General features: G+C 63.5%; 14 protein-coding genes. 11 read left to right on the top strand and 3 right to left on the bottom strand.

Annotated elements, in window-relative coordinates:
• Nucleotides 1-54: 54 nt before the first annotated feature.
• Nucleotides 55-639 (bottom strand): FMN reductase, encoded by a 585-nt coding sequence (msuE, locus tag ACS5Q1_RS29275; protein ID WP_473101499.1) that lies wholly within the window; start codon nt 637-639, stop codon nt 55-57.
• 375 nt (nt 640-1,014) lie between these two features.
• On the opposite strand from msuE, the gene ACS5Q1_RS29270 reads away from it, so the two are divergent.
• Entirely contained in the window at nt 1,015-2,388 is a 1,374-nt protein-coding gene (locus ACS5Q1_RS29270; protein ID WP_473101498.1) for a pyridoxal-phosphate dependent enzyme, read from the top strand.
• Complete coding sequence (locus ACS5Q1_RS29265; RefSeq protein WP_473101497.1) at nt 2,388-3,560, top strand: cystathionine gamma-synthase; 1,173 nt, start codon at nt 2,388-2,390, stop codon at nt 3,558-3,560. Before ACS5Q1_RS29270 ends, ACS5Q1_RS29265 begins: the two co-directional genes overlap by 1 nt.
• A 225-nt stretch (nt 3,561-3,785) precedes the next feature.
• Here ACS5Q1_RS29265 and hutC read toward each other — a convergent pair whose 3' ends face one another.
• Nucleotides 3,786-4,490 carry a histidine utilization repressor gene (hutC, locus tag ACS5Q1_RS29260; protein WP_473101495.1) on the bottom strand — a complete coding sequence of 235 codons (705 nt, stop codon included), beginning with the start codon at nt 4,488-4,490 and terminating at the stop codon, nt 3,786-3,788.
• A 17-nt stretch (nt 4,491-4,507) separates the two neighbouring features.
• Nucleotides 4,508-5,866 carry a formimidoylglutamate deiminase gene (locus ACS5Q1_RS29255; RefSeq protein WP_473101494.1) on the bottom strand — a complete coding sequence of 453 codons (1,359 nt, stop codon included), beginning with the start codon at nt 5,864-5,866 and terminating at the stop codon, nt 4,508-4,510.
• A 155-nt stretch (nt 5,867-6,021) separates the two neighbouring features.
• Between ACS5Q1_RS29255 and hutI the strand changes: the two genes are divergently transcribed.
• The 9 genes from hutI (at nt 6,022) to ACS5Q1_RS29210 (ending at nt 15,905) form a co-directional block, all read left to right on the top strand.
• Nucleotides 6,022-7,224 carry an imidazolonepropionase gene (gene hutI, locus ACS5Q1_RS29250; RefSeq protein ID WP_473101493.1) on the top strand — a complete coding sequence of 401 codons (1,203 nt, stop codon included), beginning with the start codon at nt 6,022-6,024 and terminating at the stop codon, nt 7,222-7,224.
• Entirely contained in the window at nt 7,221-8,768 is a 1,548-nt protein-coding gene (gene hutH / locus ACS5Q1_RS29245) for a histidine ammonia-lyase (RefSeq protein WP_473101491.1), read from the top strand. Before hutI ends, hutH begins: the two co-directional genes overlap by 4 nt.
• Nucleotides 8,768-9,595, top strand: a complete 828-nt coding sequence (hutG, locus tag ACS5Q1_RS29240; protein ID WP_473101490.1) for an N-formylglutamate deformylase — start codon at nt 8,768-8,770, stop codon at nt 9,593-9,595. Before hutH ends, hutG begins: the two co-directional genes overlap by 1 nt.
• A gap of 16 nt (nt 9,596-9,611) precedes the next feature.
• Nucleotides 9,612-11,276, top strand: a complete 1,665-nt coding sequence (gene hutU / locus ACS5Q1_RS29235; RefSeq protein ID WP_473101489.1) for a urocanate hydratase — start codon at nt 9,612-9,614, stop codon at nt 11,274-11,276.
• Nucleotides 11,276-11,854, top strand: a complete 579-nt coding sequence (locus tag ACS5Q1_RS29230; protein ID WP_473101488.1) for a HutD/Ves family protein — start codon at nt 11,276-11,278, stop codon at nt 11,852-11,854. Before hutU ends, ACS5Q1_RS29230 begins: the two co-directional genes overlap by 1 nt.
• 192 nt (nt 11,855-12,046) lie before the next feature.
• Entirely contained in the window at nt 12,047-12,988 is a 942-nt protein-coding gene (locus ACS5Q1_RS29225) for an ABC transporter substrate-binding protein (RefSeq protein WP_473101487.1), read from the top strand.
• Nucleotides 12,989-13,092: 104 nt separating this feature from the next.
• Nucleotides 13,093-13,869 carry an ABC transporter permease gene (locus ACS5Q1_RS29220; RefSeq protein WP_473101486.1) on the top strand — a complete coding sequence of 259 codons (777 nt, stop codon included), beginning with the start codon at nt 13,093-13,095 and terminating at the stop codon, nt 13,867-13,869.
• On the top strand, nt 13,866-14,657 hold the full coding sequence (locus tag ACS5Q1_RS29215) for an ABC transporter ATP-binding protein (RefSeq protein WP_473101485.1): 792 nt from the start codon (nt 13,866-13,868) through the stop codon (nt 14,655-14,657). The genes ACS5Q1_RS29220 and ACS5Q1_RS29215 overlap by 4 nt, the downstream gene beginning before the upstream one ends.
• A 105-nt stretch (nt 14,658-14,762) precedes the next feature.
• Nucleotides 14,763-15,905 carry a collagen-like domain-containing protein gene (locus tag ACS5Q1_RS29210; protein ID WP_473101484.1) on the top strand — a complete coding sequence of 381 codons (1,143 nt, stop codon included), beginning with the start codon at nt 14,763-14,765 and terminating at the stop codon, nt 15,903-15,905.
• Nucleotides 15,906-16,074: the final 169 nt, after the last annotated feature.

Raw genomic sequence — 16,074 nt, 5'->3', positions numbered from 1 at the left:
GGGCCTTCTCATTTTGACCTGCTTGAGCAGAACAAATCGCTAAAATCGCCCTCCTCAGCGGACGGCGGCGAGACGTACCGGCTCGCGGCTGCGTATCTGCTCCACGCGCTGGCTCAGCACAGCCGAGAGCTGCGCGGCAGCCGTCGAGGCGCGTTCGCGCACGGCGGCATCCACGAGCGTGCCATCGATGAAATTGCTCTCGCTCGCATAGACGGCGGTCGGAATGGTAAGCGCTTCGAAGAAGCCGAAGAGCGGGCGCAGGTAATGCTCGACCACGAGGGCATGGCGCAATCCGCCGCCTGTGGCGGTCAGCAGCACGGGCACATCCTTCAGGGCATCCGGCTCGACGAGATCGAACAGGTGCTTGAACAGGCCCGTATAGGATCCCTTGAAGACGGGCGTTCCGACGATTAGGGCATCCGCGGTCTCGATATCTTTGAGAACACGCGCGGCATCCGGCGGCAATTGTGAGCGTGAGAAGGCGGCGCCCAGCCCGGATCCGATCTCCACCAGATCGTGGACAATGAAGTCGACCGGCCTTGTCCGCCCGATCTCGGCTCCGAGGGCTTCGACGAGAGACCGTGTCTTCGAGGGACGCCGAAAGCTGCCGGCGATGCCGACGATCCGAGGGTGCGCCATGGAGGAACCCTTTCTGATACGATGAGCAAGGCCCCGCTCTGAGCAACGGATCAATTTTCCGTCACCAACCCGCGCTGGCCATGGAACTAACGTCAGGTTCATCCGGCAAATCCGCTCTGTCAATTCGAATGTTCTTTTAAACGAACAGAAAAGAAGGATTTTCTCTTTTCGGACGCTTCGGGAGATTTCGATTGTCAGGCGCGGGAATGGATGCGGCGTTCCTCAGGGAGACTTAAACCCTTGGGACCAAAGGCAGTGGATTGAAGTTGAATGAAGAGAACGGCAGGTGACAATCTACATAATGGTCTGTAAGGACACTTCTGTTTCACATCAAAAAAGAAACAAATAATCTATTATACATTAGAAAGATGCAAAATGGTTGCGCACGGAGCCCTGGACCTGATCGGAGGAACTCCTCTCATGGAGGTGACGACTCTGGATACCGGTCCCTGCAAGCTCTTCCTCAAGCTTGAGAGTGCCAACCCCAGCGGATCGATCAAGGACCGTCCCGCGCGCGCCATGATCGAGGCGGCGGAAGCCAATGGCCGCCTGAAGCCGGGCGGCACCATCGTCGAGGCGACCGCCGGCAATACCGGGGTCGGGCTGGCGCTGGTGGGCGCGAGCAAAGGCTATCGCACTCTCCTCGTGGTGCCCGACAAGATGTCTCGGGAGAAAGTTCTCCATGCCAAGGCCCTGGGCGCCGAGGTCGTTATCACCCGCTCCGATGTCGGCAAGGGCCACCCAGATTATTACCAGGACCTCGCTCAGGCGATCACAAACAGGACGCCTGGCGCGGTCTACATCAATCAGTTCGAAAACCCCGCCAACCCAGCGGCTCACGAGGCGAGTACCGGCCCTGAGATCCTGGAAGGAATGGACGGCGACGTGGATGCCGTCGTGGTCGGCGTCGGCTCGGGCGGCACGCTCACGGGAGTCGGTCGATATCTCAAGAAGGCCTCGCCCAAGACGATCATGGTGCTGGCCGATCCGGTAGGATCGGTCCTCGCCCCACTGGTCGAAACCGGACAGATGACCGAGGCCGGATCATGGGCCGTTGAAGGTATCGGCGAGGATTTCGTGCCGCCGAATTGCGACCTCTCCTTGGTGAAGAAGGCCTATTCCATCGGCGATAAGGAGAGCTTCTCGGCCGCGCGCGAATTGCTCCGCAAGGAAGGCATTCTGGCAGGCTCGTCCTCGGGCACACTGCTGGCCGCCGCCCTGCGCTATTGCCGCGAGCAGACCGAGCCGAAGCGGGTCGTGACCCTCATCTGCGACACGGGCGCCAAATATCTGTCGAAGGTGTTCAACGATGCCTTCATCGCGCAGGAAGGCTGGCTCGACCGCAAGATGACCGGCACGGCGCGCGACGTGGTGATCAATCCCTTCGGCGAGGGCGCCACCATCTTCGTTTCACCGAACGAGACCCTGCGCTCCGCCTTTGCGCGGATGCGCTCCTCCGACATCTCGCAGCTGCCGGTGATCGAGGACGGTCACGTGGTCGGGCTGATCGACGAGAGCGATATCCTCGACGCGCTGGTTGCCAACGAGAGCGCACCGCAAAGCGTGTTCAACAAGCCGGTGCGTGACGTGATGGTGACGCGCCTCAAGACCATTGCCGCCGATGCTCCCGTCAAGGAGCTTCTGCCCCTCTTCGCCGCCGGCCTCGTGCCGGTGATCATGGATGGCGATTCCTTCGTCGGTCTCGCCACCCGCATCGACCTCATCAACTTCTACCGGATCCATCCATAATGACCGCCCGCAACCAGCTCGATTTCGCCACCCGCTGCATCCATGCGGGCCAGTCGCCGGATCCCACTACCGGCGCGGTGATGATGCCGATCTACGCCACCTCGACCTTCGCGCAGGAGAGCCCCGGCGTTCACAAGGGCTTCGAATATGCCCGCTCGCAGAACCCGACCCGCATGGCTTTCGAGCGCTGCATCGCGGATCTCGAGGGCGGCTCGGCGGCCTTCGCTTTCTCCTCAGGACTCGCGGCAAGCGCCACCGTGCTCGACATGCTGGAGCAAGGCTCGCACGTCGTCGCTTCCGACGATCTCTATGGCGGCACGCGCCGCCTCTTCGAGCGCGTGCGCAAGAAATCGGCCGGACTTGAGATTACCTATGTCGATCTCGGCGATCCCGATGCAGTGAAGGCGGCTCTGCGCCCCAATACCAAGCTCGTCTGGGTCGAGACGCCCACCAATCCGCTCCTGAAACTTGCCGATCTCGAAGCCATTGCGGCCGCAACGCGCGGACATGGCACGTGGCTCGTCGCTGACAACACCTTCGCGAGTCCTTATGTGCAGCGACCGCTCGAATTCGGCTTCGACATCGTGCTACATTCCACCACGAAATATTTGAACGGCCACTCCGACATGGTCGGCGGCGTGGTGATCGTGGGTCAGAACCAGGAGGTTCGCGAGAAGATCGCGTTCCTGCAGAACGCAGTCGGCTCCGTCTCCGGCCCCTTCGACAGCTTCCTGGCCCTGCGCGGTCTCAAGACGCTTTCGCTGCGGATGGAGCGGCACTGCACCTCGGCGCTCAAGATCGCCCAGTTCCTCGAATCCCATCCGGGCGTGGACGGCGTGATCTATCCGGGCCTCGCCTCGCATCCGCAACATGAACTCGCCAAGCGCCAGATGCGCGGTTACGGCGGCATTATCACCGCCCGCATCAAGGGCGGCCTCGATGGTGCAACGCGTTTCCTGGAGCGCTGCCAGCTCTTCACGCTCGCCGAGAGTCTGGGCGGAGTGGAAAGCCTGATCGAGCATCCGGGGATCATGACCCATGCCTCCGTGCCGCCGGACGTACGGGCCGAGCTCGGCATCGACGATGGCCTCGTGCGCCTGTCGGTCGGCATTGAGGATGCGGACGACCTCATTCAAGATCTGCGCTTGGCTTTGGCTTACGAGCCAGCTTGATTGACTGCATGTCATCACCGGCCTTGTGCCGGTGATCTCGCTTTGAGAGGTAACGCTGCTGTCATTCCGGGGCCGCGCAGCGGAGCCCGGAATCCATAAACACGACGTCTCAGGAAAGAGTGAGCAGCGTTGCGCCTCTGTCTGCAACGTTAGCGGCTATGGATTCCGGGCTCTCGCTACGCTCGCCCCGGAATGACAGTGGGAGCCGGGGATGACACGCTCCATTCACGCAACAGGCGAGAAGCGCCCCACAAGCTGATGCCTATCGCCGGGATACGTAATGCGCGCCTCTGTGACGAAGGCGCCCGCCTGCCAAGTGCGCCGCTCCAGCACGAGACAGGCCGTTCCCGATTGAATCTGCAGTCGCTTCGCCATCGCGCTGTCGGCGTTCACGGCGCGCACGATGTGCTCCGCATCCGTCCATGGTACGCGTCGCAACAGCCAGGTTCCCGGCGGATCCTCCTTGAACGTCTCCTCGTCGGCTTCGGGTACAGTGGCGAGGTTGATCAGGCGCTGCTCGAAAGCCTGCGGCACGTCGTCCATCACGTGAAGCGTGGAAAGACAGAGCATCTTCGTCCCTACCGGCAAACCGATCCGCTGCGCAGCGGCGACATCGATGGGCTCGATGGCGCGGTACAGGATCTTGAAGCGATATTCGATGCCGGCCCGCGCCGCCTCAAGGGCGAAATCCTGGATCTGCAGCACGGCCTGCTGATTACTCGGCTCTGCCACCACTGTCCCTGCGCGGCGGCGACGTGTGATGAGGCCGTTGGCGGCGAGGGTCGAAAGGACCTTGTTCACCGTCATGCGCGAGCAGTCATATTCGGCCATCAGCTCGTGCTCGAAGGGAATGCGATGGCCCGGCGGCCATTCGCCGGACATGATCTTGGCCTCGATATCGTCGCGGATGCGCTGGTGAAGATGTTTCATGCCGAACGACGTTTCTCTTAAACCAGGATGCGGGCCAAGGCGCGTTCATAGCGGGTGCAGATCGCCTCGCGATGAAGATGCCGGCCACTCCTTACCACAGGCTTGCCGGCTACGAACACTACATCGATGGCAGCCTTGCCGGTCACGAACACGTAAGAGTCGATCCAGCGGTCTCCTGAAACGGCGGAGAGATCCGGATGAGCGGCATCGAGCACCACGAGATCGGCCTGATACCCTGCCGCAATGGCGCCGATGCGCCGGCCGAGCGCTTGGGCTCCGCCCGACAGTGCCTTGTCATAGAGACTGCGCCCGGTCGATTGGCCTTCCTGCTCGGCCAAAACGTTGCGGGCGCGATGCTTGAGGCGCTGGCTGTACTCGAACTGCTTGAGTTCACCGGGTGCGGAGATCTCGATATTCGAGTCGGAGCCGACACCGAAACGGCCTCTAGATGAAAGATAATCGACGCCTTCGAAAATGCCGTCACCGAGATTGGCCTCGGTGATCGGACACAGGCCCGCCACCGCATTGCTCTTGGCGATGCCCTCGATCTCCTGCGCATCGAGATGGGTTGCGTGGATGAGGCACCAGCGTTGATCGACGGGCACATGATCGAGCAGCCATGCCACCGGGCGCCGCCCCGACCACGCTAGGCAATCGTCCACCTCCTTCACCTGCTCGGCGATGTGGATGTGGACCGGACCCTTGCCTTCCATCGCAAGGACTTCGCGAAGGCTCTCGGGCGTGACGGCGCGCAGGCTGTGCGGCGCGATGCCGACGACCGCATCATCGAGATCAGCCACTGCCTTGCGTGCGCCTTCGAGGAGGCGGGCGTAACTCTCCACATCGTTGATGAACCGCCGCTGTCCTTCCGTCGGTGCGGCCCCGCCGAACCCGCCCTGCGCATAGAAGACCGGCAGAAGCGTCAGGCCCATGCCGGTTTCCTGCGCGGCGGCTGCGATGCGGTGGGAGAGTTCCGCGATGTCGGCATGGGGGCGACCGTTCACATCGTGATGGAGGTAATGGAACTCGGCGAGCGCAGTGAAGCCACCCTCGAGCATTTCCATCATCGCGAAGGCCGCGATCGCCTCGACATCGTCCGGCGTGAGGGAACCGAGGAACCGGTACATTACCTGCCGCCAGGTCCAGAAGCTGTCCCCTTCCGGCCCGCGGGTTTCGGCAAGGCCTGCCATGCCGCGCTGGAAGGTGTGGCTGTGCAGGTTGGGCAATCCGGGAAGCGCAATGCCGGTGATTCGCTCGCGCCCCTCGGCGGAGGCATTCGGATGGACGACCGTGATCGTTCCGCTTTCGATGTCGACCCCGACATTCTTTGCCCAGCCCTCCGGGAGAAGGGCGTGATCGAGGATGAGCCTGCGCATTGCTGTCACCTTTGCTGCGGATCGGCCTGAGCATCGGAAGCCGCCAAAAAGCCATTCCAACGCCCAATCATCAAAAACCGATCGAATAAGTCTAGACATTACCGATAAATTGCGATTATGTATAGACATTATCGCAACCTCACCGGAGCAGAAACATGCGCTTCGACCGGGTCTGGCTCAATGCTCGCCTTGCTACGCTTACCGGCAACGGTCTGGGGATTGTCGAGCATGGAGCCGTTGCCGCCAAGGATGGCCGGATCGCCTTCGCTGGGCCCGAAAGGGACCTTCCGACCGGCTGGGACGCCGCCGAGCGGATCGATTGTGAAGGACGATGGATCACTCCCGGGCTCGTCGATTGTCACACGCATCTCGTCTATGGCGGCGACCGGGCGCATGAATTCGAGCTGCGCTTGAAAGGCGCGAGCTATGAGGAGATCGCCCGCGCCGGTGGCGGCATCGTCTCCACCGTGAAGGCGACCCGCGCGGCGAGCGAGGACGAGCTCGTGGCGAGCGCCCTGCCCCGCCTCGATCACCTTATCCGTGAGGGCTGCACCACCATCGAGATCAAGTCGGGCTACGGACTCGATCTGGAAACCGAGGCTCGCTCCTTACGCGCCGCGCGGCGCCTCGCTGGGGAACGTCCGATTTCCGTCACCACCACCTTCCTCGGCGCCCATGCCCTGCCGCCGGAGGCAAATGGCGACAAGGATGCCTTCATCGACAAGATCTGCCGCGAAATGTTGCCGGTGCTCGCCCGCGAAGGGCTGGCCGATACGGTCGATGCCTTCTGCGAAGGCATCGCGTTCTCTCCTGAACAGACAGCGCGCGTGTTCGACGCCGCGAAGGCGCACGGTCTGGCAATCAAACTCCACGCCGACCAGCTTTCCAACCTGCATGGAGCCAAGCTCGCGGCCGATTACGGCGCTCTCTCTGCCGATCATCTCGAATATACGGATGAGGATGGCGCTGCCGCCATGGCGAAGGCCGGCACGGTCGCCGTGCTGCTGCCCGGCGCCTTCTACATGCTGCGCGAGACGAAAGTGCCGCCGATCGCCGCCTTCCGCAAAGCCGGCACACGCTTGGCGCTGGCGACCGATTGCAATCCCGGCACCTCGCCGCTGACTTCGCTCCTGCTCACCATGAACATGGGCGCGACCCTGTTCCGCATGACTGTCGAGGAATGCATCGCCGGCGTCACGCGTGAGGCAGCGCGTGCGCTGGGTCAACTCGATGAAATCGGCACGCTGGAGACGGGCAAATCCTGCGATCTCGCCATCTGGAACATCGAACGCCCCGCGGAACTCGTCTACCGCATCGGATTCAACCCGCTTCATACCCGCGTCTGGAGAGGACAGTGACCAAAACAGTAACACTTCATCCCGGCTCCGTTGCTCTCGCCGATTGGCAGCGCGTCTATTTCGGCGCGGAGGTTTCGCTCGATCAGGATTGCCGCGCCGCCATCGAGGCCGGCGCCAGGACCATCGAGGCCATCGTCGCCAAGGGCGATCCGGTCTATGGCATCAATACCGGCTTCGGAAAGCTCGCGAGCGTGCGCATCGGCACCGCCGATCTCGCCACGCTCCAGCGCAACATCGTGCTCTCGCATGCGGCTGGCGTCGGCGAGCCTCTGCCGGCGGCTGTGGTGCGGCTCGTCATGGCGCTCAAGCTCGCGAGCCTCGCTCAAGGAGCCTCGGGCGTGCGCTGGTCCACCATCGAGCATCTGACCGCCTGCCTGAAAGCAAATCTCATTCCCGTCATTCCGGGTCAGGGCTCCGTCGGCGCCTCGGGCGATCTCGCACCGCTCTCGCATATGACGGCTGCCCTCATGGGCGTCGGTGAATTCTTCGTCGATGGAGCGCGCCTGCCGGCAGAAGCGGCTCTCGCACGCGCAGGTCTTTCGCCGCTCGTTCTCGGTCCGAAGGAAGGCTTAGCCCTTCTCAATGGCACGCAGGTCTCGACGGCACTCGCGCTGGCTGGCCTGTTCGAGGCCGAGCGCGTATTCCAGGCAGCTCTCGTCACGGGCGCGCTCGCAACCGATGCCGCCAAGGGCTCCGACGGACCGTTCGACGAGCGCATCCAGAAGCTGCGGCGTCACCGCGGGCAGATCGAGGTCGCAGCATCCCTGCGTGCCCTGATGCAGGGCAGCGCTATTCGCGCCTCGCATCTCACCAACGATGATCGCGTGCAGGATCCCTACTGCCTGCGCTGCCAGCCGCAGGTGATGGGTGCGGTCCTCGACCTGTTGCGTCAGGCAGGCGAGACGCTCGGCACCGAAGCGAACGGCGTCTCCGACAACCCGCTCGTCTTCTCGGAGACGGGCGAGGTCATCTCCGGCGGCAACTTCCATGCCGAACCGGTGGCCTTCGCCGCCGACATGATCGCCATGGCGCTATGCGAGATTGGCTCTCTCGCCGAGCGACGCATTGCCATGCTGGTCGACCCAGCCTTGTCGGGCCTTCCGGCTTTCCTTACGCCGAAGCCCGGGCTCAATTCCGGCTTCATGATCCCGCAGGTGACGGCCGCTGCCCTCGTCTCGGAGAACAAGCAGCGCGCCTATCCGGCGAGCGTCGACTCAATCCCGACCTCTGCCAATCAGGAAGACCATGTCTCCATGGCGACCCATGGTGCACGTCGGCTCCTGCCGATGGCGGCGAACACAGCCAATGTGATCGGCATCGAGCTTCTCGCCGCCGTCCAGGGCTGCGACTTCCACGCGCCGATGCAATCGAGCGAGCGCCTGGAGCGTGCCCGCACGCTGCTGCGCTCGAAGGTGCCCCATCTCGATGACGACCGGCATATGGCGCCCGACATGGAACAGGCCACGGCCCTCGTCGTTTCCGGCGCTCTATCTCATGCCGCTGGTGCCGACGTCCTGCCGCTCGTGACGGAAGAGACGGCGTGATGAATCATCCGGACTGGCTCACCATCACCCGCGGCGATGCGCCCCTCGTGGTCAGCCTGCCGCATACGGGCACCGAGATCCCGGCCGCGTATGAATGTGGTCTCGTCTCACCCTGGCTCGCGCGCAAGGACGCGGATTGGTGGATCGATCGGCTCTACGATTTCGCCCCCTCGCTCGGTGCCACATTGATCCGAACGACGATCTCCCGCACGGTGATCGACGTGAACCGCGATCCGTCCGGTGTTTCTCTCTATCCGGGACAGGCGACGACCGAGCTTTGTCCCACCACCACCTTCGACGGCGAGCCGCTCTACGAGCCAGGAGCGGAGCCGAGTACCGAGGAAATCGCCGAGCGTCGTACCCGTTTCTTCGATCCGTATCACGCAATACTCCGCGCCGAGATCGAGAGGCTGCGGGCACGGCATGACACTATCGTCATCTATGACTGCCACTCGATCCGCTCGGTCATTCCGCGCCTGTTCGGTGGCACCCTGCCCCATTTCAACATCGGCACCAATGGTGGCACCACCTGTGCGCCGTCTTTGAGCGATGCCATCGAGACGATCTGCTCCGGCAGCGACTTCAGCCATGTGGTCAACGGCCGCTTCAAGGGCGGCTACATCACGCGCAGCCTTGGGCGTCCTGAGGCCGGTATTCATGCCGTCCAGATGGAACTCGCCTGCCGCGGCTACATGAAGGAGCCGCTCGGCCCCGTCGCCGAGGACAAGTGGCCGACGCCTTACGACGAGGATTATGCAGCACCCATGCGTGCGGCGCTGACCCTCATTCTCCAGACCTGTCTCACTTTCACCCAATCCAAAGCCTGACCCGAGGATCCGTCCCATGACCCGCATCGACAACGCCCGCGTGATCCGCGCCCCCCACGGCACCGAATTGTCGGCCAAGAGCTGGCTGACTGAGGCGCCCCTGCGCATGCTGATGAACAACCTCGACCCCGACGTTGCGGAGAGGCCCGGCGAGCTTGTCGTCTATGGCGGCATCGGCCGCGCCGCGCGCGACTGGGACAGCTTCGACCGCATCGTGGCGGCTCTGAAGAACCTCAATGATAACGAGACGCTGCTCGTGCAATCCGGCAAGCCGGTCGGCGTGTTCCGCACACACCCGGACGCGCCACGCGTGCTGATCGCCAATTCCAACCTCGTGCCGCACTGGGCCACCTGGGACAAGTTCCACGAGCTCGATCGCAAGGGGCTCATGATGTACGGCCAGATGACGGCCGGCTCCTGGATCTATATCGGCACGCAGGGCATCGTGCAGGGCACTTACGAGACCTTCGTGGAAGTGGGCCGCCAGCATTACAACGGCGACCTCTCCGGCCGCTGGATCCTGACCGCGGGACTCGGCGGCATGGGTGGCGCGCAGCCGCTCGCCGCCACCATGGCGGGCGCTTCCTGCCTGGCGGTGGAGTGCCAGCCGAGCCGCATCGAGTTTCGCCTGCGCACGGGCTATGTCGACCGGCGCGCCGATACGCTCGACGAGGCGCTGGCCATCATCGAGCAATCCTGCCGCGACAAGAAGCCGGTCTCGGTCGGTCTCCTCGGCAATGCCGCCGAGATCTTCCCCGAAATCTACCGGCGCGGCATCCGTCCCGATGCGGTGACGGACCAGACCTCCGCGCACGATCCGATCAACGGCTACCTGCCGAAGGGCTGGACACTCGGGGAATGGGAAGCCAAGCGTGAGAGCAATCCCAAGGCCGTGGAACACGCCGCCAAGCAGTCGATGGCCGAGCACGTGCGCGCCATGCTCGACTTCCACAAGGCCGGCGTGCCGACCCTCGATTACGGCAACAACATCCGCCAGATGGCTAAGGAGGAAGGCGTCGACAACGCCTTCGACTTCCCGGGCTTCGTGCCGGCCTATATCCGTCCGCTTTTCTGCCGCGGCATCGGCCCCTTCCGCTGGGCCGCGCTCTCGGGCGATCCGGAGGATATCTACAAGACCGACGCCAAGGTGAAGGAGCTGCTGCCCGACAACAAGCATCTGCACAACTGGCTCGACATGGCCAAGGAGCGCATCAAGTTCCAGGGCCTGCCGGCGCGCATCTGCTGGGTCGGTCTCGGTGACCGTCATCGCCTCGGCCTCGCCTTCAACGAGATGGTCGCCAAGGGAGAGTTGAAGGCGCCCATCGTGATCGGCCGCGACCATCTCGATTCCGGCTCGGTCGCAAGCCCGAACCGCGAGACGGAAGCCATGAAGGACGGCTCGGATGCAGTCTCCGACTGGCCGCTCCTGAACGCCCTTCTCAACTGCGCCTCCGGCGCGACCTGGGTATCGCTGCACCATGGCGGCGGCGTCGGCATGGGCTTCTCGCAGCATTCGGGCATGGTGATCGTCTGTGACGGCACGCCGGAAGCGGCCAAGCGCGTCGAGCGCGTGCTCTGGAACGATCCGGCGACCGGCGTCATGCGTCATGCGGATGCGGGCTACGACATCGCCATCGACTGCGCCCGCGAGCACGGTCTCAACCTGCCGAGCCTGCGCTGATGGCGGCGCGGATTATCCGCAACGCGGATCTCGTCCGCATTCCGTGGAAGAATGGCGGCGGCACCACTGCGGAGGTCGCCGCCTTTCCGGAAGGCTCGACTTTCGAGACCTTCGGCTGGCGCATCAGCATGGCGGATGTCGCCTCCGACGGACCTTTCTCGGCCTTTCCCGGGATCGACCGCACGCTGATCGTCGTCGAAGGCGACGGAATCGAACTCGATGTGGAGGGGATTGTCTATCCACTGGACAGAACCTCTCCCAAGCTCTCCTTCGCCGGTGACGACATCACCACAGGCCGGCTGCTCTCCGGCCCGATCCGCGATCTCAACGTGATGACCCGGCGCGGCAAGTTCCGGCAGCGGACGCGGTTCGTCGAGTCGGGTGTCGCGTTGCTGTCGGAGGACACGAGCGTCGCGTTTCTCGTCCCGTTCGACGCCCCCTTCGACGTGACGCTCGATTCGACGATCCATTCGCTCCAAGTGCTCGATACGTTGATGCTGGAGGCGGCGCAGGAGTTGATCCTGCTCTCCGGGACCGGACGGGCAATCCTCGTCGAGATTGCTCCCGGCCCATCGTAGGAGCGCAAATTTTGGTGCGCGATGCCCAAAACTGCGGCAGGTCAAAATGTCTATACATTTGACATTGCCGTTCGGGCATGGTGCCATTCGCCCGCTCGATTTGAAGAACGCCCGACACGCGAAACATGAGAAACCTTCCAGAGGGTGCGGTCGGCGGAACGAGACAGGAATTTGGATTGAACGGAGGCTGCGATGAAGGCGTTGTTGGGTAGTTTGGCCGTGTTGGCGCTGGCGGTCGGATCCGCCTCGGCGCAGGAGACGAAGGTGGCTGTCGGCATCTCGGGCTGGACGGGCTTCGCGCCCCTGACGCTCGCGAAGGAAGCCGGCATCTTCAAGAAGAACGGCCTCGACGTGACGATCAAGAAAGTGCCGCAGGCGAGCCGCCACCTCGCCATCCAATCCGGCGACATTCAATGCGCCGCCACCACGGTCGAGACCTGGATCGTGTGGAATGCGAATGGCGTACCCACCAAGCAGATCTTCCAGCTCGACAAGAGCTACGGCGCCGACGGCATGGTGGTGAAGAACGACATCGCCTCGATCAAGGACATCAAGGGTAAGCAGGTGGCGGCCTCAGCGCCCGGCACGTCGCCTTATTTCGCGCTCGCCTGGATGCTGAAGAAGAACGGCCTCTCCGTGAAGGACGTAACCGTCGTCAACATGGAGCCGGGCCCTGCCGCCCAGGCTTTTATCGCGGGGCAGAACGATGCGGCCATGACCTATGAGCCTTATCTTTCCTCCGTGCGCGCCGCGCCGCAATCCGGCAAGATCATCGCCACCACTCTCGATTATCCGATGGTGATGGACACCTTCGGCTGCACGCCGAAATTCCTCGCCGACAATCCGAAGGCTGCCAAAGCCTTCGCCGACAGCTATTTCGAAGCCCTCGACATGATCGCCAAGGATCAGGCGAAGGCCTATGAGATCATGGGCGCGGACGTGAAGCAGACGGGCGAGGCCTTCGGCAAGTCGGCTCAGTTCCTGCGCTGGCAGGATCGCGAAGCCAACAAGAAGTTCTTCGCCGGCGAATTCAAGACCTTCTCGAACGAGGCGGCCGACCTGCTGCTTGAGACCGGCATCATCAAGCAGAAGCCGGATATGGAAGCGCTGGCCGACACCAGCTTCATCCAGTAACGCCTTTCTCATGGTGATGGCCCGTTTCCCTGCGGGCCATCGCCTTTCATTTTCTCAGGAGCACTATCCGGCACGCCGTGTCCGGATGACAGAACAGATCCTTCATGCCTCGTCCTCTCGAACCAGTCAGCCAGGGCACGCGCGTCACGCTCGGCATTTCGTTCTTCATCCTCTTCTTCGCAGCATGGGCCTTCGCGACGCTGGGCGGCTTCGTTTCGCGCACCTTCCTGGCCGATCCGATCACCATGATGCAGGACGGCTGGCTGCTGCTCACCCGCTTCGGTTTTTTAGGCGATATCGGCATCACGGTCTGGCGCGTCGTCGGCGGCTTCATCCTGGCCGCTATCATCGCCGTGCCGCTCGGCATCATGATGGGCGCCTATAAGTCCTTCGAGGCCTTCCTTGAGCCCTTCGTGTCCTTCGCGCGTTACCTACCGGCTTCTGCCTTCGTGCCGCTGCTCATTCTCTGGGCTGGCATCGGCGAGATGCAGAAGCTCCTCGTCATTTTCATCGGCTCGGTCTTTCAGATCATTCTCATGGTCGCAGTTGCGGTGGGCAACACGCGCCGCGACCTCGTCGAGGCCGCCTATACGCTGGGCTCGAAGGATCGGGGTGTGGTCAAGCGCGTGCTCATCCCCGCCAACGCGCCGGAGATCGCCGAGATCCTGCGCCTAGTGCTTGGTTGGGCCTGGACCTATGTGATCGTGGCGGAACTCATCGGCTCCTCGTCCGGCATCGGCCACATGATCATCGACAGCCAGGCGCTGCTTGCGACAGGCCAGATGATCTTCGGCATCATCGTCATCGGCATCATCGGGTTGATTTCCGACTTCTTGTTCAAGGCCGCCAACCGCAAACTCTTTCCCTGGAGGCTCGCATGACGAAGACGATCCTCCAGATCGACGATGTCTCGCGCGTGTTTCCGGGAGTGCGCGGCGGCGCGCCCGTTCGCGCGCTCGAGCCCACGAACCTGCAGGTGGCGCAGAACGACTTCATCACGATCCTTGGCCCCTCCGGCTGCGGAAAATCCACGCTCCTGCGCATCGTCGCCGGCCTCGACCGCCCGAGCAATGGGCGCGTGCTGCTCAACGGCCGCGAGATCAAAGGCCCCGGTGCCGACCGTGGCATGGTGTTCCAGTCCTACACCCTCTTTCCCTGGCTCACGATTGCGGAAAACATCGCCTACGGCCTGCGTGAGAAAGGCGTTCCGAAGGCACAGCGCCAGGACATTGTCGCCTCCTATACCGAGAAAGTGGGCTTGCGCGGCTTCGAGAACCATTATCCCAAGCAGCTCTCCGGCGGCATGCAGCAGCGCACGGCGATTGCCCGCGCGCTCGCCAACGATCCGGAAATTCTGCTCCTCGACGAGCCCTTCGGCGCCCTTGACAACCAGACCCGCGGGCTGATGCAGGAATTGCTGCTCGGCATCTGGGAGCGCGAGCAGAAAACCGTACTCTTCGTGACCCACGACATCGAGGAAGCGATCTTCCTCGCCTCGCGTGTCATCGTCATGTCGGCCCGCCCCGGCCGCATCAAGGCCGACATCCCCGTCGACCTGCCGCATCCCCGTCACTACACCATGAAGACGACACCTGAATTCTCGGCCCTGAAGGCGCAGCTGACGGAAGAGATCCGCGTCGAGGCGATGCAGGTAGAAGGCGTGCATTAATTCGCTACACGCATGACATAAGGCGTTTGCGGTACTCTTCCGGGTGAATTGACGCTTCCGCCCTCTTCGGGCGACGCTTCGTGTCTCCGATACGGGGAAGGCACGATGTTCAAGCGCCTGTTAGCCGGGTCCATCCTGATCGCCAGCGGCACGCCGGCCATGGCGGATATTCTCATCGATCAAGCCATGATCACGGCTGGGGAGTTGCGTGTCGTCGGTCGATTGAGCAAACCGCGGCAGGTATCGATCTTCCTCGACGAACGGTTCGAGACGAAAGCGGATGCCAACGGTCGCTTCACCTTCCGGATCGCCTATCATCCCGCCACGTGCATCGTGAACCTTCAGGCAGAGACCGAGCAGCGGCAGGCGGTCATCGGCTTCTGCGGTCAGCGCGGCCCGGACGGATCGGGCACGGCACAGCAATCCGCCGCCGCTGCATCTGTCCAGCCTGGGCCCGTGGGACCGCCCGGTCCTCAAGGAGAACCCGGCCGCGACGGAGCGCCAGGTCCGCAGGGTGCTGCGGGACCGGAGGGGCCTCAAGGTCCGCAAGGAGCCGCCGGCCCTCCAGGACCGCGCGGCGAGCCCGGACCGGCCGGTCCGGTAGGAGCGCAAGGGCCCGCTGGGCCTCCCGGGAATATGGAAGCACGTGCCGTCCCTGAAGGGCAGCCAGGTCCCGCGGGGCCCGCAGGAGCTATCGGGCCCGAAGGCCCGGCGGGTCCTCCCGGTCCGCAGGGGCCCCAGGGTCTTGCAGGCCATCAGGGACCGCAGGGGCCCCAGGGTGTTCCGGGGCCGCGAGGCGAACCCGGACCCGCCGGCCCACCCGGCTCGATCGGGCAGCCTGGTCCTGTGGGCGCGGAAGGGCCGATTGGGTCCGTGGGACCTGCCGGACCTCCAGGACCGCAGGGGATCGCCGGAGCCATCGGCCCCATCGGACCTCCGGGCCCCATTGGGCCCATCGGCCCAGCCGGCCTCACGGGTCCTGCCGGGCCTCCTGGTCCCTTGGGTCCGGAGGGAAAGATGGGTCCGGAAGGCAAGACGGGGCTGGCGGGAACGATCCTGCGCGTCTTCGTCCAGGAATGTGCTTCCCAGGGCCGATGCATGGCACGCTGCGACCAGGACGAATACCCGATCAACGGCACATGCAACCGCGGCGACCGTCTCGATATGGATGAAGTCGGCGTGTATTGCTTCTCTACGAATGAGAGTCCGAAGGGTATGATCGCTCGGGCGATCTGCGCGAAGAAGTGAACTGCTCGGGACGGAGAGAGCGACCGGCTGAGAATCCCGTCACGCGCTAGAGCAACGGCAGTTCTGACGGAGTCGTTGGGGCTTTGCGGCGTAGCGGCTTCGTGATTCACTTGTCTCAGCCCTCTTTCGGGGAGGAGATGAGCGATGACCAAGTCCTACTCGCTGGATC

It is taken from the genome of Microvirga sp. GN3 (assembly GCF_055792825.1).
This window is presented reverse-complemented; position numbering and strand designations above follow the sequence as displayed.